The sequence below is a fragment of the Chitinophaga sp. YR627 genome (assembly GCF_900114995.1).
Taxonomy (GTDB): domain Bacteria; phylum Bacteroidota; class Bacteroidia; order Chitinophagales; family Chitinophagaceae; genus Chitinophaga.
In genome coordinates, this window is sequence record NZ_FOUX01000001.1 from 176,104 (window position 1) to 201,936 (window position 25,833).

19 protein-coding genes are annotated in these 25,833 nt (G+C 42.2%); 16 read left to right on the top strand and 3 right to left on the bottom strand.

Going from position 1 to position 25,833, the window contains the following annotated elements:
• Positions 1-38: 38 nt before the first annotated feature.
• On the bottom strand, positions 39-305 hold the full coding sequence (locus BMZ72_RS00445; protein ID WP_089804169.1) for a hypothetical protein: 267 nt from the start codon (positions 303-305) through the stop codon (positions 39-41).
• 191 nt (positions 306-496) lie between these two features.
• Between BMZ72_RS00445 and BMZ72_RS00450 the strand changes: the two genes are divergently transcribed.
• The 5 genes from BMZ72_RS00450 to BMZ72_RS00470 all read left to right on the top strand — a co-directional run bounded on the left by BMZ72_RS00450 (position 497) and on the right by BMZ72_RS00470 (position 5,263).
• A complete protein-coding gene (locus tag BMZ72_RS00450; RefSeq protein ID WP_089804171.1) occupies positions 497-826 on the top strand; it encodes a Bor family protein in 330 nt (109 codons plus the stop codon).
• A gap of 26 nt (positions 827-852) precedes the next feature.
• Positions 853-2,364, top strand: coding sequence for an FAD-binding protein (locus BMZ72_RS00455; protein WP_089804173.1), 1,512 nt, complete (start codon positions 853-855; stop codon positions 2,362-2,364).
• Positions 2,365-2,670: 306 nt separating this feature from the next.
• Positions 2,671-3,465: an MlaE family ABC transporter permease gene (locus BMZ72_RS00460; protein WP_089804175.1), complete on the top strand. Its 795-nt coding sequence runs from the start codon at positions 2,671-2,673 to the stop codon at positions 3,463-3,465.
• Between the two features lies 1 nt (position 3,466).
• The gene (locus BMZ72_RS00465) at positions 3,467-4,240 is read left to right on the top strand and encodes an ABC transporter ATP-binding protein (RefSeq protein WP_255373069.1); all 774 of its coding nucleotides are present in this window, start codon (positions 3,467-3,469) and stop codon (positions 4,238-4,240) included.
• Between the two features lie 3 nt (positions 4,241-4,243).
• Positions 4,244-5,263, top strand: a complete 1,020-nt coding sequence (locus BMZ72_RS00470) for an MlaD family protein (RefSeq protein ID WP_089804177.1) — start codon at positions 4,244-4,246, stop codon at positions 5,261-5,263.
• Positions 5,264-5,363: 100 nt separating this feature from the next.
• Here BMZ72_RS00470 and BMZ72_RS00475 read toward each other — a convergent pair whose 3' ends face one another.
• Together BMZ72_RS00475 and BMZ72_RS00480 are read right to left on the bottom strand one after the other, a co-directional pair.
• Positions 5,364-8,477 carry an efflux RND transporter permease subunit gene (locus BMZ72_RS00475; RefSeq protein ID WP_143087557.1) on the bottom strand — a complete coding sequence of 1,038 codons (3,114 nt, stop codon included), beginning with the start codon at positions 8,475-8,477 and terminating at the stop codon, positions 5,364-5,366.
• A gap of 3 nt (positions 8,478-8,480) precedes the next feature.
• The gene (locus BMZ72_RS00480; protein ID WP_177222632.1) at positions 8,481-9,932 is read right to left on the bottom strand and encodes a glycosyltransferase family protein; all 1,452 of its coding nucleotides are present in this window, start codon (positions 9,930-9,932) and stop codon (positions 8,481-8,483) included.
• 207 nt (positions 9,933-10,139) lie between these two features.
• On the opposite strand from BMZ72_RS00480, the gene BMZ72_RS00485 reads away from it, so the two are divergent.
• From BMZ72_RS00485 to BMZ72_RS00535, 11 genes are all read left to right on the top strand, one after another.
• Positions 10,140-11,456: a hypothetical protein gene (locus BMZ72_RS00485; RefSeq protein WP_089804182.1), complete on the top strand. Its 1,317-nt coding sequence runs from the start codon at positions 10,140-10,142 to the stop codon at positions 11,454-11,456.
• Positions 11,457-11,553: 97 nt separating this feature from the next.
• Complete coding sequence (locus tag BMZ72_RS00490; protein WP_089804184.1) at positions 11,554-11,994, top strand: hypothetical protein; 441 nt, start codon at positions 11,554-11,556, stop codon at positions 11,992-11,994.
• 72 nt (positions 11,995-12,066) lie between these two features.
• Positions 12,067-13,251: a 6-bladed beta-propeller gene (locus tag BMZ72_RS00495; protein ID WP_089804186.1), complete on the top strand. Its 1,185-nt coding sequence runs from the start codon at positions 12,067-12,069 to the stop codon at positions 13,249-13,251.
• 13 nt (positions 13,252-13,264) lie between these two features.
• Positions 13,265-13,927: a TlpA family protein disulfide reductase gene (locus BMZ72_RS00500; protein ID WP_089804188.1), complete on the top strand. Its 663-nt coding sequence runs from the start codon at positions 13,265-13,267 to the stop codon at positions 13,925-13,927.
• The gene (locus BMZ72_RS00505; RefSeq protein WP_177222634.1) at positions 13,914-14,879 is read left to right on the top strand and encodes a DUF1573 domain-containing protein; all 966 of its coding nucleotides are present in this window, start codon (positions 13,914-13,916) and stop codon (positions 14,877-14,879) included. Before BMZ72_RS00500 ends, BMZ72_RS00505 begins: the two co-directional genes overlap by 14 nt.
• 67 nt (positions 14,880-14,946) lie before the next feature.
• The gene (locus tag BMZ72_RS00510; protein WP_177222635.1) at positions 14,947-15,948 is read left to right on the top strand and encodes an efflux RND transporter periplasmic adaptor subunit; all 1,002 of its coding nucleotides are present in this window, start codon (positions 14,947-14,949) and stop codon (positions 15,946-15,948) included.
• Between the two features lie 10 nt (positions 15,949-15,958).
• A complete protein-coding gene (locus BMZ72_RS00515) occupies positions 15,959-18,979 on the top strand; it encodes an efflux RND transporter permease subunit (protein WP_089804194.1) in 3,021 nt (1,006 codons plus the stop codon).
• Between the two features lie 56 nt (positions 18,980-19,035).
• Positions 19,036-20,436 (top strand): TolC family protein, encoded by a 1,401-nt coding sequence (locus BMZ72_RS00520; protein WP_177222636.1) that lies wholly within the window; start codon positions 19,036-19,038, stop codon positions 20,434-20,436.
• Positions 20,437-20,663: 227 nt separating this feature from the next.
• The gene (locus BMZ72_RS00525) at positions 20,664-21,206 is read left to right on the top strand and encodes a sigma-70 family RNA polymerase sigma factor (protein ID WP_089804196.1); all 543 of its coding nucleotides are present in this window, start codon (positions 20,664-20,666) and stop codon (positions 21,204-21,206) included.
• 81 nt (positions 21,207-21,287) lie between these two features.
• On the top strand, positions 21,288-22,286 hold the full coding sequence (locus tag BMZ72_RS00530) for a FecR family protein (protein WP_089804197.1): 999 nt from the start codon (positions 21,288-21,290) through the stop codon (positions 22,284-22,286).
• A gap of 55 nt (positions 22,287-22,341) precedes the next feature.
• The gene (locus BMZ72_RS00535) at positions 22,342-25,833 is read left to right on the top strand and encodes a SusC/RagA family TonB-linked outer membrane protein (RefSeq protein ID WP_089804199.1); all 3,492 of its coding nucleotides are present in this window, start codon (positions 22,342-22,344) and stop codon (positions 25,831-25,833) included.

Consider the following 25,833-nt stretch of genomic DNA (forward strand, 5'->3'; position numbering starts at 1 on the left):
CTTTCCTCTTTTATGTAGATGGAGGGACGTGCTATTTATTATGATGCTGCTGCCGGAGACTCCGGAACAGCCGCTGGTTGCAGCAGGGCTTCATTATGTGCTATAATGGTTGCCGCTGCCTTTTTCCTGTCTTTTTGCTGCTGTTTTTTGAGGACTTCTTTGTAGAAATCAGCTACCTTATCCAGTTGTTTGTCCAGGTAATCCTGTAGCTTTTCCTTTCCCTTCTCGTTTAATCCATCAAATTGAGCCATCATTACAAAGGACAGGCGTTTTTTTAAATCCTTTTTATCCACTTTGTGTTTCATACAGCAAAAATAAAGGACATCGGCGCGTTGATCAACGCATGGACCCCGGAAAGAAATGTATAAACCATGGTTTTGCTGGTCGATTATCTGCCAGACATGTTTTGAGGGGGGAGACCCGTCCCGCATTTTTCGGTGGTTTATGGTTATTTTAGTAGAAAGAAACGCATATGTGTTGCCCCCAAATCCACAACATGCTCAGAACAGGCATCCTGTCTGTCGTATTACTATTTGCCGGAGGTTGTTACTCCTATCGCGTAGCTACCCATGCATTACCTTCCACCGGCGCATCTCCCCGTAACAGGATAAAAACCTGTAGTCTCTTCTGGGGATTGCTCAACAAACCACAGATTATCCGGACCCCGGTATGCGACTCGCTGGGTGTCAACGGTGTAGCGGAAGTAAGGGTGAAGAATAATTTTGGCAATGCCCTGCTGACTGTCTGTACCCTGGGTATTTATTGTCCGCTGACCATAGAGTGGCAATGCGCGACTCCCTGTCCGCCACCGGTTGACTCATTGTAATTCTTCCACCTACAACTTCATCCCGTATGAAAATTGTCAAAAACGGCTCCTTTACCTGGAGTAATGAGCATCGCACCTTTTCCCTGCCGGTGCAGGATCTGTATGATCTCGCCAATGAGACAACGGGGACGGCGTTGGAGATCTATAACGATACAACCAAAGGTATTCAGCAGATTATCCGGGAGGCGATTCAAAGTAATACGCCGCTCCGGGCACTGGGTGGCAGCTGGTCATTTACCCCGATCGCAGCCTCAAAGGGTATTATTCTGAATACCAAACTACTGAATATACGTTTCCCGGTATCCCAGGGGAGTGTTTCCCCGTTGTATAAGGGAAATCATAAGTACCTCTGTATGGCGCAGTGCGGCAACCGGATATGGGAACTGAACAAGTTCCTGAATGAACGGGGCTTCTCTCTGTCCTCCAGCGGAGCCAGTAACGGACAGACGATTGCAGGAGCAATAGCGACGGGGACCCATGGCGCCGGACTAGATTTCGGTGCTTTACAGGAAAATGTGGTAGGGCTTCATCTGATCACCGGTCCGGATACACAGCTCTGGCTGGAGCGGTCTTCTTATCCGGTGATGGCGGACAGTTTCGCGGACAGACTAGGTGCTGATCTCCTCAGAGATGATGATGTATTTGATGCGGCACTGGTCAGTATAGGGGCGATGGGCTTTGTGCATGGCGTTATGATTGAGACTGTGGATGACTTTCTGCTGGAGTCATATCAACGCCGGGTGCCATATGATGATGCTTTGATCCGTCAGCTGACAGCGCTGGACTTCTCCAATCCAAAGCTGCCTTTTCCCGGGGAGCGTCCTTTTCACATGCAGATGATGATCAATCCCTATGAGATGAAGAAGGGAGTATATGCCACCACGATGTATAAGCGCCCTTATCGCAATGACTATACGCCTCCAAAGCCTAACGGGGCCGGTATAGGTCCCGGTGATGATGCCCCCTGTTTTGTGGGTAAACTGGCCGGAATAGTGCCGGGAGCAGTACCGCTGATGGTGACCAAAGTACTGAGTGAAAGTCTGAATATACATGAAAAGCAGTTTGGCAGGCTGGGAGAGGTCTTCAGTAATACGATCCTCAGGGGGAAGATTGCCAGTGCGGCGATAGGCCTTCCCCTGACGGCAGTACCACAGGTAGTACAGGCCCTGATGGCCGTAAATGAGGCGGCAGGACCTTTCGTTGGTCTGTTCGCATTCCGGTTTGTGAAGTCCTCCCGTGCAACCATGGCATTTACGCGATTTGCCCCCGTAACATGTGTGATGGAACTGGACGCGGTGCTGTCCAGGGAGACGCAGCGCTTTTATGATGCCGTGTGGGATAAGCTGGACCAGCTGAACATTCCGTTTAGTTTCCATTGGGGGAAAATGTCCTCTATCACGCCGGATAGGCTCCGTCGTATGTACGGAGACAGTCTTGATAAGTTTCTGCTGGCCAGGTCTAAAATAATCGACCCTGCGACGGCGGGTATTTTCAGTAATGATATTATGAAAAGCTGGGGAATAGATGCGGTCAGCTGAGGGGATATGGGCCAGTTGCGCTCCCGCTGATACTTTTATGGTCGTAGTCAAAGTTGCACAATCGAAACCGTTTTGTGCAACTTTGACTACATGTTCCCGCACATTATTTATCTTTCAAATACACCTGCATTTAATTTTTTATTATTAAATACTAATATATGCAATCCCATTGCGGATAAGTCCGTATCTTGGAATTTTACTTTTGATTTGCAATGTAATAGGCGCCGATTTAACAAACGAGAACTAAAATTGTATTTAGTAATGAATATCAGGCGACTTATCTTCGCAAATTCTTAAACACAGAGAATGGACTCAAATATCGAACAGCCGGAGAAACCAGTCATATCGAAAGGTATTGACGGTTTTTTTAAAGACATTTTTAACATCGTTTTATTCATCGGCAGAATCTTTAAGGAAGCCTTCAAGCGACCTGTTGAAATACGCGAGGTTATCCGTCAGTGTTATCAGGTTGGCTATAAGTCCCTGGCGCTGATCACCATGACCGGCTTCATTACCGGTCTCGTATTTACCAAGCAATCCAGACCTTCCCTGTCCGAATTTGGTGCTACCTCCTGGTTACCTTCTCTGATCGCTATTGCTGTTATCAGGGCGTTGGCGCCATTGGTGACGGCCCTGATCTGTGCCGGTAAGGTAGGTTCCAGTATCGGTGCGGAGCTGGCATCCATGCGTGTAACTGAACAGATAGACGCCATGGAGGTATCTGCGATCAACCCGTTCAAGTTCCTGGTTACGACCAGGGTCATGGCGACGACCATATCTATTCCTATCCTTGTTGGTTATACCGGACTGGTAGGTTTACTGGGGTCTTTCCTGGATATTCACCTGAACGAGCAGACCTCTTTTACCAGTTTCTTCCAGGAGGCATTCAAGAATATATATTTCCTTGATTTTATCACAACTGGGGTGAAGGCGGTCGTTTTCGGCTTTACGATCGGGGTGGTAAGCTGTTATCAGGGATACCATGCGACCCAGGGTACCCAGGGTGTAGGTAAAGCAGCGAACATTTCGGTGGTGATCTCCATGTTCCTGATCTTTATTGAAGAGATCTTTATTGTTCAAATTGCCAATTCTATCCGATAATATGAAGTCATTTACGCCGGAAATAAATATGAGCGAGAAGGTGATCGATATCCATGACCTTTACAAGTCATTTGGTACCAATCATGTGTTACGCGGTATTGACATAAATGTGCACAAGGGTGAAAACGTGGTGGTGCTGGGTCGTTCCGGTACGGGTAAGTCTGTATTGATCAAGATCATTGCAGGGTTGCTGAAACCGGACTCCGGTAGTGTCAATGTACTGGGCAAAGAAGTTGATACACTGAGTACCGTCGATCTGCGGGAGCTCCGTCTGAAAGTAGGGTTCTGTTTTCAGAATGGCGCGCTGTATGATAGTATGACCGTTGGTGAGAACCTGGCATTTCCCCTGAAGCGGAATACCCCGGGTATCAGCAACGAGCAGGTGAGAAAGAGTGTGAATGTTACCCTGGAAGCGGTAGGTCTTTTAAAGACCATCGACCAGATGCCTGCGGAACTCTCCGGTGGCCAGCGTAAGCGTATCGGCATTGCCCGTACCCTGATCCTGCGTCCGGATATTATGTTGTATGATGAACCCACAGCAGGTCTTGACCCTATTACCTGCACAGAAATCAATAATCTGATCAACGAAGTACAACGCCGTTTTCATACCAGTTCTATCATTATTACGCATGACCTTACCTGCGCCAAAGATGTAGGAGACAAGATCGTGGTAATGAAAGAAGGAAAGTTTGTGAAACAAGGCACTTTTGATGAGGTATTCAGCACCAAGGATGAACTCATCAATGAATTTTATGACTATAATTTTATACAGTAAGATATGAAAGAAACAAGCAACAGACGCGCGGTAATAGTAGGCATTTTTATCACCCTAGGTTTGCTTATTGTTATAGCAGGCGTACTTACACTTGGCGGACAAAAAAAGGCTTTTGTTAGCGCGGTACATGTCAGCGCGACCTTCAGTGATATCGGAGGGGTACAGACCGGTAACAACATCTGGTATTCAGGCGTAAAGGTAGGTACCGTAAAGAAGATCACTTTTATAGAGCATAATAAGATCAGGGTTGATCTGAACATTGAAGAGAAATCAGCACAGTTCATACATAAGGACGTAGTGGCGAAAGTAGGTTCTGATGGTCTGGTAGGTAACAAGATCATCGCTTTATCCGGTGGTACTGAGGGCGTTCCTGCTATTCAGGATGGCGACCAGCTGAAAGTAGCGGTTAACATCAGCCCTGACGAGATCATGACCACACTGCAGGAGAATAACAAGAAGCTCCTGCTGATCACCGGTGACCTGAGCACACTCAGCAAACGTATCGTTAACGGAGAAGGCTCTATCGGTAAACTGATGAGCGACGAGTCGCTTTATAATAATCTTTCACAAACAGTTGCTACGTTTGAAAAAGCAGCTGCCAATACGGAACGTTTGACCAAAGGTCTGGCGGACTATGCATCCAGTCTGCGTAAGGAAGGTACCCTGACCAACGACCTGGTAACTGATACTACTGTATTCAATAACCTCCGTGCAGCGGTTGCCCAGATGAATGCTGTGGCAGGCAATGCGAACGTAGTAGTGGAAAACCTGAAGAGCACTACACAGGGGCTGAAAGACAACCTGAATGATGCAAAATCTCCGGTTGGTGTATTGCTGAATGATCAGCAGTCAGGTGAAGACCTGAAACAGACCCTGAAGAACCTGAATGTAAGCACCGCGAAGCTCGACCAGGACCTGGAAGCAATGCAGCATAACTTCCTGCTGAGAGGCTTTTTTAAGAAGAAGGCAAAGAGAGAGGAGAAGGCGAGGAAGGATAGTATTAAGAATGCGCAGAAGCAGTAGGTGTCGGAAGCCAGAAGCAAATAATCATTATACAAAGTATTATAGAAGCCGGTGTAATCTTCAGGATTACACCGGCTTTTTTTGTGCCGGAATGTATGTATTATATGTTAGTATGCTTTACTATTTTAGCAGGTTTGTATAGAAGGACGGGCAGTAGTATTATAACTGCCACCAATACAAAAAATAATCCACTGACACATCCTGCTGATAGTGCGGACCAGAAGCTTTCCTGTTTATCTTCGAGCATTATAGGTACGAAGCCACAGCATACGGCCGCAGTTGTGAGTAAAATGATGCGTATGCGCTTAAATACAGCTTTGAATAACAAGCGGTTGTAATCCTGATGTGAAGTACGTAGAAGGGAATTTAAGTCGTTGATAATGAAGATAGCCGGATTAGCAATCTGACTTCCCAGGATAATAAGAGTTGCATATCCGCCGTAATCGAAAAATTTATTTGTAAAGGCGAACAATAGGAAGGGCCCTATAAAAGCAACAGGCGTAATGCAGATTATTACAAGAGGTTGCCGAAGATTCTCGAATAAAATACTGCAAAGGATAAAAACAGTAAGAACGATGAGGCTGAGAAGCATATAATATCGATCGCTATCCTGGCTGTTTTCCTCGCCTGAAATCTCAATAGTATAACCTAAGGGCATACTGTTACGAAGGTCTTTTATTTGGCGATCAAGAAATTTTTGCCCATCCTGATACTGGCCTATATATTCAAAGCTCACTAACTGAATATATTGTCTTGCTTCTCTGTAAATGTTGTTCTCCAGGGGTGTAAACTTAATCTCACTAAAGTCCTGAAGACGAATTGTTTTATTGCTATTTAGTTGTAATGGTTTATGTAGCAGGTCGTAGATGCTAAAATTTTCAGCGTCTTTTTCTTTTAATACTACAGGGTATTGGTCTTCTTTAACATTGATTGCAGCAATGCTGTTTTTTGTGTTACTGATAAAAAATAATTCGTTCAGCATTTCCTGCTGACTGGTTCGGCGCAATGAAAGAAGGCGGGGATCGGTGTTCAATACATAGCCTTGTTCTCTGTCTTCAGGATCATCAGCAAAGGCATTGCTATTAATATGTTGTATCCTCATATTGCCGGAAAGCTTTTTTATGAGTGATGAAACCTGTGCTTTTAGCGCATTATAATTATAACCTTTAAGTACGAGAGTGAAGTCTGTTTGTTCTCTCTCACTGGTATTGCTGTATCCTTGTCCAATGCCAGTAATTGTCCATTCTGCCCCACCTCGTTCTCTGGAGTAATCAGTCAGAATCTCTTTTAAGCGTATAGGAAGTGACGTAGTTTCATAGTCATTTTTAAAGAAGATTTCAATCTGCCCTGTCTGACCAGAATAAACGGTGGTCAGATACTCGTTAATTGAATTTATTTTAGAAAGATAGACCTCTATTTCATGAAGGAGTGCATTCATTTGTTCAGGTGTACTGCCAAAAGGTAGTTTTGCTGATAAATGCAGACTTGTCTGTTCAGGTTCTATGTCCGGATTTTCTATGTTAACTTTAGAATGGAATTGATATAATGTGCCACCAAGATACTTGTCTGTGTGGTGCCGGATTTTATAAGTATAGAGATCGCTTCCTATTGTGGAATTGTACAATTGCTGATACCAGTGATGCCCTTCCCATCTCTCAGGTAGTAAAAAAAGGGGACATCCGAATAGTAGTACGAGTAAGGAAATGAAAGTTTTCCTGCGAACCGCGATAAATTGTACTGATCTCACGTATGCTAAGTATAATTTTACACCCTTTCGCGGAAAGGGTTGTTTATATTCAACATGTTTAAACAGCCTCAATAAAGCCGGTGTAAAGAATAACGATGTAAGCAGGGATGCTCCGAGAGAAATAGATATAATAAGTGAGAAATCTGTCAACGCCTCATATCCCATAAGGGCAATCAGACTCATTGCACAAATGATAATAAGATTTGAACATAGTAATGCCGGAAAGATCTTTCGGTTGCGCTGTCTATAACTATTATCAAGAACTACAATGGCATTATCGATAATTATGCCAAATGAAATAGCCAGTCCCGAAATAGTATAAAGATGGATTTCGATGCCAGATGTCCATACAACAACTGTTGTTAAGGCGAGACTCATTAGTAACCCGATCAATAAGTTACAGATATGACTTATTGTTCTGTATGATAGCATAAGAAGAACTAGTAGGATACTGACAGCAATAGCACTTCTCTGAACATTTTTTTGAAGTTCTTTTTTGAGAAACTCACTATCATTATAGGCGAGCGATAGCGAATACTGCGGGTGTTTGAATGTAGTTAACTGTTCGATAATTGTATCGCTTAGTTTAATTCTGTTAATACCTGGCTTTGATATTACACTTACTGTAAGAAAACTTTTCCCATTTACCCTGAAGTAACCGGATGTCGGGATTTCTTCAAAAAAGACAGTAGCAACATCTTTTAATTTCACTTGTGGGGCTCCCGGGAGAGAGACAGTTAGTTGTTCGAGGGTAGCCAGTGATTCGATATTGTTATCGGGAATGTTCAAAAAGTATTGTGTTCCATCATCGTTTTTTGAGATACCGGGGAAGGATCCGCTGAAAGATGTTTGCAGCTTAAATATTATTACCGCGGGATCAATTTCATTTGCATAACACCTGGCTTTATTAAAAACAATACTTATCTGTTGTCCGGAGCTACCACTTATGTTTATTTTGTCTATACCTTTAATACCGCTGAGTTGCTTATTCAATATATCAGAAAGTTGTCTTGTTGTCGTCGGTGCAATATCAGTTGCCAGTACATTATAAATCAGCAGTGGTCTTCGTTCATCTGTTGAATGATTACCTCCCGCAACGACAGTAGGATAGGATGTTCCGGGTGGCAAATGAGGATAAATCTGCCGGATCAAAGAGTTTACCTCTACTTTTTTTATTTCCAGATCAGTTGATCTGTCAAAAAGTAATTGAACAGTGCCACTGTTGTAGCGGGATGTGGAAGAGATTTTTTTGAGTTGTCCAAGATTAGCACATGCCCCTTCAATGACAGATGTAACACGTTGTTCTATTGTTTCAGGATTACTGTCCGCCAATGAAAAAGAAATATTAATAGCAGTGTTGAAAGACGAACCCTCTTTGCTAATCTTTAAATAAGGAGTAACAGCGATTGCTGCAATCATAATAATCAGAAAAAACAGTGTTACGCGTATAGGAGAAATAAAAGCCAAGTGTTAATATTTAGCACGTTCAAATAATACTAATATGCCAGGATGATGATTGCAATTATGTAATTGATCAATCTTCTCTATCCAGGCAGGAATACTTTGTACTGTCTGTCTCAGATGATTCTTTTTTATGATCGCACTATAGACAGGATCTGCGATATCAGTTTTCTTTATTACTACTATGTCAATATTCTTTGAATCATAGCTCTCTATTGATATGCATTCTACATTAGACCTTGTATAAAAGTGCTCTGTAAGGAAGGGCCATGGTTTATAGGGGTTGCCATTTTTTCCATAAAGTAGCCTGAGTGGGCGATCCCCATATTCCTTTGCTATCCGGCGTGTGAGGTCTTGTCTGCCATTGTCAGCGTCTTTGTTCATATTAACAGCGATTCCGGGTATGTTGACGAGAATGCATATTATTATAAGGACTGGTTGCAAGGCAGGGAGTGAACGTGAAACGGGTATTTGCCATGCTGATATGATGATGAAAGGCAGAAAGTTTACGATGGGAAAGAGAAATCTGATTTCTTTATGTGGAATTGCAAGGTGTAAGAATATAAACGGCAGTACTACCCAGGTGATAAGATGTTTTGGTCTTCGGATAGCAAACACGAGGATACTTAGTGTAATAAATATGCCGATAGGATAGACACTTGCCTGTACTAGTAATTGCATATATTGAAATACAGTAGATGTACCAAAACGTGAAGCAACGCCTTTAATGATATTGACCTGGAAATAATTTACGGCGGTGATAACAAACCTTCCATAATAGACGGAATCAAGAATACCACCAATGATGGCTACGAAAGCTATAGCTGATATCAATGTGAAAATATGTTGAATAGTAGTTTTTCGTATGAAAAAAGAATAGCAAATAATACTTGCAATGGCAATTCCTGTCTGGAAACGAAATAGATAAGCAAGTCCGAGCCAGAAACCTGCAATGAGGTAGCTGGGGTTGTTGCCTGTATTCTTATGTAGCACTGCTGTGCCGGAAAGAAGACATAGGCCTGACCAGCATTCTGCAGAGAACCGGATATTGATAAAAGGCAGAAACCATAGAAACCAGGAGAGTATTGAAAATATTATCTGATGCGCATCAGGGATTTCCTTTCCAAGCGTATTAACAGTATATCGTATTACGCTAATAGCAAAAATCATTGTTAAAAACCGAAGAATAGCAGCAAGTATATATGGATCAGAGATGCCAAATAAATGCATGGTGCTAAATATGGTATAACATATCCATGGCTGAATAGTGGATCGAAGCATACTTCCATATTCCCATGCCATCTCTGCCGGACTATTAATACCTGATTTCAAATTGGCAAATTCAATGATCTGATAGTGTTCGTCTGCATTATAGTAACCATGGCTGTTAAGCGCGGTAACGCCATAAATAATAATAGCCAGGATGGTTAACAGATTTTGGAAACTGGGTCTAATGAACATGAGCATTTTGTATAGGAGCGATAAAACTAACAGAAAGGAAATTAATTTTTTTTTTTGATTTGTAAATTATATCCTAATTTGTTGCGGAATTTTAAAGCAACCAGACTTCAGTGCGTGCGTTTCTGTTACCCGGATAACCCATGTTACCCGTTTTTATTTACGTTTTTTAAGAGAAAATTTTACTACTCAGGTTCATACTATACGGCTATGAAATTAATCCGAACCTATGTATGGTGCGCATTGCCCATATTGTGCCTTCTTGTGTATTATAATATTTGCTTCCATGAATTTCAGACTCTATGGGATGACCATTGGGTTGTGTTGAATCGTTACACGCGTAGTGGCGTTAATTTTGTCAATATTGGGAGGATACTAACGCAATACTTTCATGGACAGTACGCACCAGTGAATGAATTGAGCTATTTGGTGTTATATTCTGTTTTCGGACGGAGTCCCGGGTGGTTTCATCTATTTGGATTGTTGGTGCATACTGCTAATGTTCTGCTAACGTTTTTGTTTATTAAAAGGCTGCTTTTACTTTCCAGAAATTTTCAGCAGGATGCAGCAATGCGTATTGCTTTTATTACAGCGACATTGGTCGCAGTTCATCCCTTTCTTGTAGAATCGGTTGCATGGGTATCTGCATCCAAGATCATTAATTATGTATTATTCTATCTCCTATCCTTACTGTTTTATCTGAAATTCATAAGTACAGGCAAGTCAAAATTTCTGGTCTGGACGGGTGTGTTTTTCATTATTTCTTTTGGTGCAAAGGAGCAGGCTGTTACAATGCCATTGTGTCTTGTCTTGCTGGATTACGTTTTAGGACGTGATCTGAAAGACAGGCGTATATGGATGGAAAAGATTCCTTTTTTTGTTCTATCGTTGTTCTTTGGCGTCGTTACAATGCTTTCGCAGGCTGCAGATGGAGTAGGCGTACTTTCAGAGAATCTTAATTATCCGTTTTATCAGAATATTTTGTTTGCCTGTTATGCATTTATAGAGTATTTCATTAAATGTGTGATACCTGTGAAGCTATCTTATCTATATCCTTTTCCTAATCCGATTGGAGATCCTGTACCCGGCAGATTCTGGATGTATCCATTTTTATTAATTGTAATCATCGTTGCGTTGTGGCGTTTTTTGAAGGAAAAATGGGTGAGCTTTGGATTGTTGTTCTTTCTTATTCACATTGGGTTGGCACTTCATATTATTCCACTCTCCCGTTTTGCGATAGTCGCGGATAGATATGTATATCTGGCTTCTATTGGCGTGTTTTTTATGATGGGCTATCTGTTTAATCATATTTATGAGAAAAGTGTATCATACCGACAGCTTTTCGTAAGTATTGCTGCGATGTATATTGTTTGCCTCGCTGTGTACGCACATGAGCGGACAAAGGTCTGGCATAATACCGATACACTAAAAGCGGAACTCAGAAAAGTAATTAAATCCAGATCAGACTATGAAGCTTTAAAAGAAAAGCAGGAGGCGTTTGAGGACAGCCAGTACGAGTCGTTTTAAATTACATTTACTATATATTAAAATTTGTAGTCAGCTTTCTATAGGAGAGCTTGTCCTGGAAGTCTTTTGTTTTTTTAACCATTTAAACATTTCACGAATGAACAGAAGAAACATTCTGAAGTTCTCAGGAATCCTGGCAGTAGTATTTGCACTGACTGCCAACCTCCAGTATGCCATTTACAATTATGGTATTGGCAAGAACAACCTCGGTTTAGCCATAGTCGCACAAACAAGCAGCAGCAGTGGGGGAAACAGTAATACCGATGTAACCGGGACTACTGATGATCCGAATGATCCGTGGATTTATAGTATGCCAGCCGATGTTGAAGTTGGTGGCAATACGGATCAGCCATCTGGTGGCGGTAGTACCTTACAAAACTATGAGATGAAAACTCCGCTTTGTATTACATCAAGCCTGAGTATTAAATTTCCAATTAAGCAGTCTCAGCTAAACATTGCACTTAGTAGTAAAAAGAAGTGTAAAACTCATAGCGGATATGAGTGTAACACTGCTAATGAAACTTCTTGCGGTAAATAAAGAGCATTGCTGAAAATACTTAAATTGGAATATTGCAAAATATTTCAATTTAAGTATCTAAAATAGATAAGAATGAAAAGAATAATCTGGCTGTCACTGTTATTGTTTATCGCCGCTTGTTCGGGTGGAGATTATAATTATGCTATTATTGATGAAGTAGGGCGGGATTCATCATTTTCTAAGATTAACCTAAAAGAAAACGAGCCTGGACCAATGAATCTTTCTGAGCTGGTCAAAAGGAACGAATATATACCGTTAGAAACTAGTCCTGATTGTCTGATTGGCGCTGTTGATAAGTTGATTATGACCGAAGATAGGATCATTCTAATGGATAAGGAAATAGCAAAGTCTTTATTTGTTTTTGATACGGCAGGTAAGTTTCTCTTTAAACTTAAAAAACAATTGGGTGCTCCAGGAGAATTTACAGATCTGACAGACGTAACAATTGATGAGAAAGATTCGACTATTTACCTGTTGAGTAGCCGTCAGCAACTACTATTTGCCTATGATATGCATGGACATTTTAAGAAGACGATTCATTTACCTCCTTATATTGATAATGTAGAGAGCCTTGGAAAAGGAGATTTTCTGTTGACCCGGGAAGGACATAACTTTTCCGACAGATTGGGAGAAAGCCGTATGATGATATTAACCAAAAGGGGGAGCCTCGAAAAGGGTTGGTTTACTAATTCTCTTAATGACCATATTAGTCTCGATGCTAATATGCCTATTGTACCATCAGCCGGCAGTAATTTTTCTTTTATCAGACCTTTTGAGAATCTTATATATAGTTTCAATAGAAAGGACCGGGACATAAAGGTAAAATATCAGGTTGATCTTGGTAATACGGATTTGCAGGAATTGAAGGAATCAAAAAACTTTGATCAACTAAAGAAATATAGGAGTAAACATGGATTTGTTTTGGGAGGGATGATTGACATGAATAAATACTTATATTTCCCTTTTTATGAAAAGAATAGTATTCATTTTTATTTTAAGGATAAAATAAGAGGGAAAGAGCACATTATTGATAATATCGTAAATGACTTAGATTATATTGTAACCTATCCTTTTCAATATGGGAATGATGAATATTTGGCGTCAGTATTACCCACTGGTTCACTAATAGAGCTGTCACAGGCTGCAAAAGAACATAATGAAAGTGCAACAGATAAAAAGGTCGAAAAACTCATATCCTTCGCTGAAAATGTTGATGAGTTAGATAATCCGATAATTGTCAAATATTATTTAAACTGATTAGAAAGATTATATGAGAGCGCAGTATCTAGTGTTAGTTATTCTTCTACTCTTGTTTTCGGGGTGCAGAGCAATATTGTTGAAGAAAATGGTTAATCAATATGATAATCGTACCGGAGAGCAATTTGCACCCATCATTGCTGAGGATACTGCCGGCTTAAAAACTACGGTTGAGGCGTATCAGGATAAAATTTTGTATGTTGACTTCTGGGCTACATGGTGTGCCCCATGCATTAATATGATCCCACACCATGATACGCTTGTACAGTTATTGGAAAGCGATACATCTATTATCTTTGTTAATATTTGTGTTGATAAAAATGAGAATAAGGCCCGTTGGCGGGAAATTATTCATCAAAAAGACTACAAGGGACGTAATCTGTTCCTTGATATTGCAGACCCGCAGACGAAGTCGCTTCGTCTGGATGAATCTGGTTTCCCATTTTATTTGCTGGTAGGTAAGGGAGGTGTTGTACTTGGATGTGATCTGTCTCCGGATGAAAAGATTTGGGTGCCTTACGCATTGCTTCAGGCAAAAGATGGTAAAACAGTTAAAGCATCACTTAAGAATTTTTTTAAACAGGCCAAACGAATGCATCATCATGATGACGCTGAAACAAAGGCTTTTGTGGATTTCCTCGACAAATATATCATTAAGAAAAATGCCGCTGAATAAACTATATGTAAGGACCATTGTTGCCTTCTTACTTATCGTAAATGTGATGCTCGTTATAGTTGTTGTCCGCGTCAGATCTGTTGCCGGGCAGACTGCTAAGAGTTACGCGGAACGGGAACAACGTTTGAATGTCATCTTAAATACAGGGACTGCACATCATTATATGAAAATACCTCAGCAGGTATCAGTATTCGATCTTACGCATAATGTAATGAGATTGGATTCATTAGTGAAAGCTGGTGCAGGTGCTAAACTGGTATTGCGCTTTACTGACGCGAACTGTGAATCATGTGTGAAAACCGAATTGGAACATCTGGCTAAAATGGCCCCTGTCATCGGCGCCGAAAATATTTTGCTGCTGGCTTCTTATCCTTTTGCTAATAGTTTACCGGTTGTCAAAAGCCAGTTTGAAATAATATATCCTCTTTACAATATACCTATTGATAGCCTCAAAGAGAATTCTATCGAAAGTATACAGGCTCCATATTATTTTATTCTGGATGAGGATATGCAACCCAAATACGTATTTGCTCCTGATAAATATCTTCCGGAGACAGCGTTCAGGTATTATGAGCTCGTAGAGGAGTTTTTTCAGAAAAGTAATTTGTCACTGAAGAAAGAAATATCCCGAAAGGAGACGCATATCACTTTTGACAGAACATCCTATAACCTGGGCAAAATAAGACAAACAGATCCTTATACGGTTTCGTACGTATTCAAAAATACCGGAGATTGTCCTCTGATTATAAAAACTGTAAAAACGGCATGTGGGTGCACTACCCCTACATATCTGACGCGGCCGGTAATGCCAGGTGATACATCATCTGTTACTATCACTTACAAAGGAGCCACCAGTGGGTACTTCAATAAGGATATAACCGTTTTCTTCAATAGTAAAGAATCTCCCGTCAGGTTACAAATTACTGGTGAAGTCATCAATAATGAACCTTAAAATGATTAGATATATAGTAATATGCAGCCTGGTATTTGTTTCAGCAGGTTGTAATTCGTCAACATCCGTGAAAGCTGTACCGACTGATGATATTAACCTTCCCGAAATAAAAAAAAATGTTAGTGTAACTACTGCCAAAGCTCAGCGGAAAGATTTTGAATATCAGATCAGTGCCAATGGTAAGGTACGATCAGGGAAAGAACAAATGATATTTGCTGAGACGGACGGGAAATTGTTGGCATTGTATGCAACAATGGGGGAATTTGTGCAGAGCGGCAAGATTATCATTCAATTGGATACATTGCTTCCGAGACATAAAGTAAACAGAGCAGAGTTACAGGTTTTCAATGCAGGGAAGGAATACGAAAGCCAACTATTAGGATACGAGAATCTGTTAAAAGATAGAACACCTGTTAAGACAGCAGATATCAAAAAGAAGCTACGGATTGCCAGTGGCCTGGCAGAAGGTGAGGAAAGCCTTTTTGAGGCAGGATATGAGTTATCAAAGGCTACAATCCGCGCGCCATTTAAAGGGTTGGTTACTGATATAAAGGTCCAGGAGGGACAGTTTGTAAAGGCCGGGACCGAATTGTTTCGTATTTATGATCCAACGGATCTGAGATTAGAGATCAGAGTACTTGAATCGGATGTCACATTGTTACATAAAGGTTTGACGGCTATCATAAGTCCGGTGTCCGCATCGGATCAGCATATTGCGGCTTATGTACAGGAGATTAACCCTTACATTGATGAAAATGGTCTGGCGCTCGTTAAGCTGGGTATTAAGACAGGAGGTATTCTGTTCCCCGGTATGAATTGTACTGCATTATTAAATGTCCCATTACATAAATCTATCGTTGTTGCTAAGGAAGCTGTAATACAACGGAGTGGAAGAAGTATCGTATTTACAGTTGAAAATGGCGTGGCGCGCTGGAACTACGTTACAGTAGGAAGAGACAATGGTAAAGAGGTGGAGATACTTGATGGGATAAAAGTTTCACAAGAAGTAATAATATCTGATAACCTGCAACTGGCTAATGAAACGCCTGTGACGGTCCAAAATAAATAACAGAGAGGAGATGGTGCGTTATTTTATCCAAAGACCGGTTGGCATAATTATGATTTTTATTGTATTGGTGGCAGGAGGTTTATGGTTTAGCGGCCAAATTCCTGTGTCATTATTGCCTGAAATTGATGTTCCTCAGCTAACAATACGCATTCGATATCCTGATAAGGCTGCCTCGAATATAGAGCAGGATGTAATGCAGCCATTGCGGGAGCGTCTTTCATCGCTTGATCATCTGGTAAATATTGAATCCCGCTGCTCCAATCACGAGGGCGTCCTGTATTTATATTTTCGTCACAGGACACGTATGGACCTGATGTATATTGACGTTAACGAAATCCTCGACAGGATGACCAATCTATTTCCGCGTGATATGGAAAGGCCACAGATCATAAGGGCTAATACCGCGGACATACCTGTTATCAGACTACAAGTAACTCCACGTTCTCCTGATGGACAATTAGCGGCATCTGATCTGGCTGAAAAAATCCTGAAAAGAAGATTGGAACAATTGGATGGCATTTCCATGGTAGACTTAAGTGGATTGTCCCACGCGATTATTGTAGTTGCTCCTGAAGAGAATGAGCTGAAGGCTCTTGGTCTGAATCAGGCTGTTCTCCCAATGGCCATTCAAAATGCAGACAGGAGAGCCGGGAATCTTAGCCTAAGAGATGGGCAGTATCGTTATCTTGTAGAGTTCTCTAGTTCATTAAACACGATAGACCAGATCCGACAGTTACCATTGCGCTCAAAAGGAGGTACTGTTATCAAACTTCAGGACGTCGCCAAAGTAGCACAGGTATTGGAAGATCCATCAGGGTATCACGTTTACAATGGTAAAAAAGGAATAGTCATTACCATACAAAAACAGCCGGATAGCAGAATGAATGAATTGGTACCGGCGATTAAAACCCTGGTTGAAAAATTTAAAGAAGATTATCCACAGCTGGAGTTTGCATTTTCACGGGATCAGACTTTTCTGCTTAATGCCGGGATCGACAACCTATATCAGGATCTTATTTATGGTGGCACATTGACGGTATTGCTTTTGTTTATGTTCCTCGGAAATTGGGGTGCCCCGGTGCTGATGAGTATTAATATACCACTGTCACTTATCATTACATTTATATTTTTTTATTTTCTGGGCATCTCCTTTAATATTATTTCGCTGTCAGGTCTGGCATTGGGTATAGGTATGCTCATTGATAACTCCATTGTGGTTATCAACAATATTACAAGGAAACGAATATTAGGGTTGAACCTTACAGAGAGCAGTATACAGGGAACCAATGAAGTAGTGGTACCCGTTATCAGCCAGGTGCTGACGACAGTTGCGGTATACGTTCCTTTGGTGATCATGAATGGCCTTTCGGGTGATCTGATAGCAGATCAGAGTATTGCTCTTTCTGTTTCCATGGGGATATCATTATTGGTCGCGTTTGTGTTGACACCGGTACTTTATCCACTACTAATGAAACATGCGTCATCCGGGCAAAAAGAAGATACCGTGTTTTATAAATGGGTAGCTGCGGGATATCATCGTATGATCCACAATATATTACGATTCAAATGTGTGTATTTTCTGATTACTGTCGGGCTGATGTTTGTGGGGGGCTGGTTGGCGATGCATATTCCGATAAAAAGTCTTCCACATATCGAAAGAACCGAAAGCCTGATTAAAGTGGATTGGAATGAACCAATCAGTGCTGGTGAAAATCTGAAACGCAGTAATGAAATTGAACAGCTAATCCGCCCGTATTGTACATCTACAGAGACTGAAGTTGGCATTCAACAATTTCTCATGCAGCCCGAGAATAACGAAATACAGCAGGTGATTTTATATTTTAATACGCAAAGTGAAAAAGAGCTCGAAAGGGTAAATATGCTGGTAAAAGAATGGGTTCCGCTTCATTATAAAAATGCTGGTTTTAGTATCGTTGATGCTCCCAATGCTTTTACACAACTTTTCGAAGATAAGAAACCTTATATCGAAGCCAGATTCCGTTATGGGAAAGCTGGAGATCTGGAGCCGTTACTTCAAAAATTGTCAGAGAAAGGTCTCAGACTGGCGGAAAATACGCAGATGGTACCCAATATGACATTGAAATTTGACGAACCGAAGATGTTGCTATATGGTGTGCAGAGAACTGATATTCAAAGTACGCTGCAGGAACTTTTTGGAACATATCATATTTTAAGTCTAAAGGGAGCGCAGGGGGAGAACAGTGTGAGGCTAAACAGTGAAGAAAAGAGCATGAATCAAAAATTACAGAGGACAGTTTCCGGCGCTAATAATACTTCATACCCACTGAACCTGTTTGTTAGTATGACATATGGTCTGCAACCTAAATATATTGAAGCAGATAAAGCCGGCGTATATTATTCAGCCTTTTATGAAACGCAACATACAGACGTTTTACAATTGCAGGACAGTATACGGAATGTGTCTCTGGAAAGCGGATTTTCGGTTGATTTTAACGGACGGTATTTTGAAGATCGCGTTCAACTCAAACAATTATTGATTGTTTTTTTGGTTGTGTTACTTCTATTATATTTTATCATGGCCTTGCAGTATGAAGACCTGTTGCTGCCACTCGTGGTTATGCTGACTATTCCCCTCGGTGTTACCGGCGGCTTATTCCTTTTATGGATAACAGGAAGTGCACTGGATATTATGGCTGCGATAGGCTTTATTGTAATACTGGGCCTGATAGTAGATGATCCTATCCTTAAGGTAGAAACTTTAGTCAGGCTTGAGAAACAATATATGCAAGAGGGAATGATACGGGATGAGCAATTACTTTCCCGCATTATTCATGAAGCCGGAGATCAATGTCTTAAGCCACTACTTATGGTTTCGCTGACCACCAGTATTGCTCTGGTGCCTGTTCTGTTCCTTGGAGGGATAGGGAATGATTTACAGAGACCCATGGCATTAGTAGTGATTGGTGGTTTAAGTATCGGCACCTTTTTTACGACATGGTTTGTACCTCTGGCTTATTGGTACCTGTTTAAATGGAAGAATAAAATATGACATTACGATCAGCCTGGATATTATTGTTATTTACGGGGCTTTCCCCTTTATTTACTGTGGCGCAGCAACAGAGTAGCATCTCATTGCAGGAAATGGTAGCTTTGTCTCAGACAAGATCTTCTTTATCGAAAGTAGCGGTTACTCAGAAAGAAATCAGGTATTATCAATTTTTGACATTAAAGAGCGATTTAAAGCCACAAATTTCTCTTTATGGTAATGTTCCATCGTATAGTAAGCAATACTCCTCTGTTACACAACCCGATGGTAAAATCGCTTTTTTACCGGTGCAACAAAATTATTCTAATCTCGGATTCAGTCTGAGCCAGGAGATACCTTTCAGCGGTGGACAGTTGTCTCTTAATTCAGAGCTGAGTCAATTTTACGATTTTCAGGAGAAATATAAGGAATATAACGGAACGCCTGTCTTCCTGCATCTTGCGCAGCCCATCTTCGGATTTAATACATTGAAATGGCGTAAAAGAATAGAACCACTGTTGTATGAAGAATCAAAAAGAGAATATGTTCAGACAATGGAAAATATTGCTCAGCAAACGGTAAAATTGTACTTTGATGTGTTGGATGCACAGGTTAACATCGCCATAGCTTCAGGTAATCTCAGAAATGATAGTATAAACTATATTATTGAAAGCCGGAGAGTAGACCTGGGAACCACTTCAGAAAGCAAACTGATGCAATTACAGTTACGCCATCTGAGAAGCCGGCAGGATCTTGATCGGGCCAGATATGATTATAAAATTGCAAAATTGGCATTGGAAGGTTATACGGGGTTCCATATAGATACTGATCTGACGTTACGACTGCCGGAAGATATTCCGGATATGGCCATTCCTATTGAACTTGCGATTGGTTTTGCCAGACAATATCGCCCCGAGTACATTGCGTTTGAGCGAAAAAAATTAGAAGCAGAAAGGGATGTCGCACAGGCAAAAGCAGAGAAACAACAGATTAACCTTGTAGCAAACTTTGGTCTTAACAGAGCCGCTACTTCTTTGCGACCTATTTATACTGATCCGAAGAATCAACAAACATTGTCTGTTGGTATTAATATGCCCATTGTTGATTGGGGGCGTCGACGCAACAGATACAAAACATCGGTCGCGCTTGAAAAACTTACTAATTTTAATAATAATATTGACAGCGTCAACCTTGTTCAGGAAATAGTGACACTTGTCAGTAGCATAGAACTCCTGAATGGGAACATTAACCTCGGAAAGATGACCGATTCAATTGCGGAGAGATCTTTTGAGATGATCAACAGCCAGTTTCAGACAGGCAAGATGACGGTAGTAGATCTCAATCTCGCTCAGACAGAAAGAGATAATACCAGGAGAAATTATATTGACACACTTAGAGAATACTGGGATACTTATTTTAGAATAAGAAGATTAACCTTTTATGATTTTGAGCATATGAAGCGTTTGTTTGAGACAAACTGACAAGCAAAATATCCATATAAGTTAACAATTACTTAATCCAAACTTAACATTCGCTCTCTATTTTGCGCCCTGAAAATTAACACGTACAGCTTATCACGCTATTGTCAGTGAATATCATGTTATCAGGAGGTCTCTACACTATCTCTGCTGAATAATGTTCAGACAGACTTAACATTACCTTTACAATAGCGGTGTAATTTTGTTTCGTAAACACCAGGTTAAATAAGATGCGAATTAATATTAAACATAGTGCTTCATCTGACCCTGAGATGTATTTTGACAGGTTATTCAAAGAGACCTACGCTAATACCGTCGCATACCTGGAAAAAATCAGCAGTGATAAGGACCTGGCCCGCGACCTGGCGCAGGAGGCTTACCTGAAGATCTGGCAGAAGCTGGACTTACTGCCGGAAGACGGGGAGGAGATGCTGAGATATATTCTGATCATCGCACGCAACTGTTTCCTGGACCATCTGAAAGGTGTGCTGAAAGAAAAGAAACAACAGGACGCCTACGCCACTGTATATATTGAAACAAGTGCTGCCGCCAACTACATGGAAGTAAAAGAGCAGCAACAGATTATCGACCATACTATCAATACACAGGAAGAATCCGCCCGCCGTTTTTATCTCCTGAACCGCGAGGAAGGCCTTACCTACAAAGAGATCGCCCTGCAGGAAGGCGTATCTGAAAAAACCGTAGAGCGCTATATCGGAAGAGTGCTCCGTACCCTGCGTACCCGCCTTGCCAGCTTCCTTTTTCTTTGGTAACAATTCCTTAACCTTGATTGCTGACGGTGACCTGTTTGTTTTGCTGTTCTTATAATAAACACAATAAACAAAGTCAGCTAAATGGACCTACAGGATATCCGGAAAAGATTGGAAGATTTCAGAACTGGTAAATTGACCTCCGCACAAAAAGAGGAATTACAGGACTTGCTTGACTCCCTCACAGAAGAGGAGCAGGCGGCTTTATTTCCCGTGGATGCTTATTTACAGCCAGGAACTCACCAGTTACCGGATGAAGAAGTAGCCGTTGCCCTTGCTCGTCTGAAACAGACAGTAAAACCAGGCAGGGTATTATTCCTGGGTGGCTGGAGAAATGTGAGCAAATATGCCGCTATCCTGGTGCTTGTAATGGGAAGTACTTTCCTGCTGAGAAAACAGACCGGTCTTTATTTCAAAAAGAGCGGACAGACAGCCAAACGTTATCAGGTCATGAAAGTGGCGGATGGCAATCACGCTACGCTGATGCTGAAAGACGGTACACGTATCGTTATCAATGGCGGTAGTGAACTGTTGTACCCTGAGAACTTCGAAGGCGCTGAGCGTATGGTGGTGCTGAAAGAAGGGGAAGCTTATTTCGATATCGCAAAAGATGCAGCGCATCCGTTCGTCGTAAAAACGCAACAGATGAGAGTACGCGTACTGGGTACTTCATTCTCTGTCAGAGATTATAAGGAAGAAGCACGCGCCTCCGTATCTGTCAATAGTGGGCGGGTAGCACTTGAGAGCATATTAAAGGCAGGACCATGGCTTGAACTCAACGCCGGCAATGGATCAGTAATAGATAAATATAAAGGGACAATTACCAAACAGGACATCGAGATATCAGCCACCACTGCGTGGATAAGAGGAGAGTTTAATTTCCATGATGCCGCTTTACAGGAAGTATTACAGGTGCTGCAACATAAATATGCAGTACGTTTCGAAGTAAAAGATTCAACACTGCTGAAACGCAGATTTACAGCAACATTCAGGAACAACAGTATTCAAAACATCATGCAGCAGTTGAAGCTCATGGGTAACATCGATTATACTATTACAGACAACCTAATATTAATACAATAACAACCACCCATTAAGGGATCGAAAAAATTCGGTACAAAAGCTAAATTTTAAATGAATGGACAAAAGTACAAATAAGCGGGGAGGCCCGCTAGGGAATTGCTGTCCGCAACTGAAAGGGATCATCAGGAATGCGGGGCTGCTGGTACTGTTATTCTTTACTGCATTTATGCCTGCTGTTTATGCGCAAACAGGCGAACAAAAGCTGGACATTGCCATCGAAGGGCAGCCACTGAAAAATGTATTTCAGTTTATTGAGAAGAGCACTTCTTTCGTCGTAAACCACAGTGAAGACGAAATAAATACCGGTGTGAAAGTGACAGTAAATCTGAAAGGCGCTACTGTATCTGAAATACTGAGAGCTGCACTGCGTACTACCGAATACGAATTTGTGCGTAATGGTAACACATTTGTTATCACGCGCAGACAACCGGATATCGTTATCCGTGGTAAAGTAACCGATGAGAGAGGTGAAATACTGATCGGGGTGAACGTACGTCCGAAAAATGGTGCCAGAGGTACCATTACCAATAAAGATGGATTCTATACCATCGCTGTTCCATCTCCGGGAACATCCCTGGTATTCTCTTTTATGGGTTACAGCATCCGTACTATACCGGTAAAAGAAACCCAGACGCTGAACGTACAGCTGTTACCGGATGCAAAAGCGCTGAAAGAAGTGGAGATCACTACAGCTCTGGGTATTAAACGTGATGAGAAAGCCCTGGGTTATGCTGCTACTGTTGTAAAAAATGAACAGCTGACCGATGCGGTATCCAATAACTGGACAGATGCATTGTCCGGTAAAGTGGCTGGTCTGAACCTGGTTCGTTCCAACGCGGGTCCTACCGGTTCCAACAAGATCATCCTGCGTGGCGAAAGCAACCTGAATGGTGATAACGAAGCGCTGATCGTAGTAGATGGTGTGGTGATCAACCAGAGTAGCGGTCGTCGTACTGCGAACAGCGGTGAAACGCCATATGGTACGGGTAGTGATAACATGCCGGCTGACTATGGTAGTGGTCTGAACGACATCAACCCTGAAGATATTGAGTCTGTGACCGTACTGAAAGGACCTGGTGCTGCGGCATTATATGGTCAGCGTGGTGCGAATGGTGCATTGATCATTACCACCAAGTCAGGTAGTCCGAAGAGAAAAGGACTGGGTGTGACCGTTAACTCAAACGCTGCGCTCGAACAGGTGAACCGCTGGCCTTCTCTGCAATATGAGTATGGACAGGGACTGGATGGTGCTGCTTATTATTCTTATGGTGCATCTGCTGATGGCGCCAGCACCAGTGGTACCAGCTCTGCTTATGGTCCGCGTTTCGAAGGACAGAAATTCTTCCAGTATGATCCGGTGACACAGGCACAGGGTAAAGAGAGAACGCCATGGGTGGCTCATCCTAATCAGATCCAGAAATTCTTCCAGACAGGTCAGACCTTTACAAACTCTGTGAGCCTGGATGGTGGTACTGATAAAACAACTGCACGTTTCTCTTTCACGAATGTAAACAACACATGGACAGTGCCGAATACAGGCTATGGCCGTAACACAGTGGCCATGTCCGTGAATTCAAAAGTGAATGATAAACTGCAGATCTCTTCTAAAGTAAACTATACCAATAAATTCAGCGATAACCTGCCAGGTTCCGGTTATGGTAACCAGTCACTGATGTACTGGTATATCTTCTGGCAGCCGAATGCTGATCTGGACGGGCTGAGAAACTACTGGGTAAATGGCCAGGAAGGAAAACAGATCAAATATCCTTTCAGCTCTTTCCCGGAAAACCCATACGCGGTTTCCTATGAGTTCCTGAACTCCACCAACCGTCACGGTATTACCGGTAACGTACAGGCAACTTATAACATCATCAAAGGTCTGAGCGTACAGGTAAGAACCTCTATTGACTTTGCGAATGAGCACCGCGAACAGAAGCGTCCTTATGACGCAGGTGCGAAGTTCCAGCGTGGTAGCTTCCGTACACAGAACATCTTCGGTATGGAGTCCAGCACCGACTTCCTGGTGAGATACAATGGTAAGATCGCCAAAGATCTCGAGTTGTCAGTAACAGCTGGTGGAAGCACCCTGAGAAACAACTACAGAAAAGATGAGGTGCGTGCTGACTCCCTGATCTATCCGGGTATTTACAGTATGGCAAATGCTGCTGGTCCGCTGGTAACAATGCCTTACACTTCCGGTTATAAATTCAACAGTGCATATGGTTTGCTGGCATTGGCCTATAAAGAGTACCTGTTTGTAGACTTTACCGCCCGTCAGGACTGGGCAAGTACATTGGCCACACCTGCACGTACTGGTAATGCTGCGTTCTTTTATCCTTCTGCTAACCTGAGTTTTGTTCCTTCTGAGTATTTCAAATTACCTGCTGCCGTAAACTATGCGAAAGTGAGGTTCTCTGCTTCCGGTGTAGGTAGTGGTGGTACTACTCCTTATATGACAGCTTATACATATCCGTCAGCGGGTAGCCTGTATAGCGGTGGTCTGGAAAATCCTTCCGTACTGGCTAATCCGAACCTGCGACCGCTCAGAACTATTTCCTATGAAGTAGGTGCGGCTGGTAAGTTCTTCAATAATCGTATCGGATTTGACCTTGCATTGTACAGAGGTATGTCTAAAGACCAGCACCTGTATCGTATCGTAGACCGTGCTTCCGGTTACAATCAGGTATTGATCAACGCCGGAGAGGTAAGCAATAAAGGTATTGAACTGGCACTGAATGGTACGCCGATCGCTACCAAGAGCGGGTTCAAATGGAGCACCAATATCGTATTCTCTTCTAACCGTAACAGGATCGAGAAACTGGTAGACAGTTCAGTAGTACTGAAAACCGGTTACGTAGGTGGTGGCCAGATCGTGGCACAGGTAGGCGGTAGCATGGGTGACCTGTATGGTCGTGGTTACCAGCGCTCTCCTGACGGCCAGGTCATCTATGACAAAACAACCGGTGTGGCGCTGCTTACTGAAGGTGTAAAATACCTGGGTAACACGATTCCTAAGTTTAAACTGGGCTTCACCAACGATTTCACTTTCAAACAGTTCCACCTGGGTATACAGTTCGATGGCCAGTATGGCGCCGTTGCACACTCCTTGATGCACTACAAACTGGCAGAACAGGGTAAAACTACCAACACACTGCCTGGCCGTTACAATGGTATCATCGGTAATGGTGTTGTACAGGAAGGCGATGGCAAGTTCCGTAAGAACGACGTGATCGCTACAGATATCGATGAATATTACCGTTCTCACTTTGGCGTGGATAACGCAGAGGGTAGCACTTTCCGTACGGACTTTATCAAATTCAGAGAAGCACGTCTTGACTACACCCTGAATCCAAAGGTGGCTAAACGTATCGGTTTCCAGCGTGCAACGTTTGGTGTGTATGGTCGTAACCTGTTCATCTGGTCTCCATGGCCGATGTTCGATCCTGAATTCGGTACAATCACCGGTACTGATATCGTACAGGGTTTTGAAGTGGGGCAGTTCCCATCTACCCGTACAATTGGCTGTAACCTGGTACTCGTACTTTAA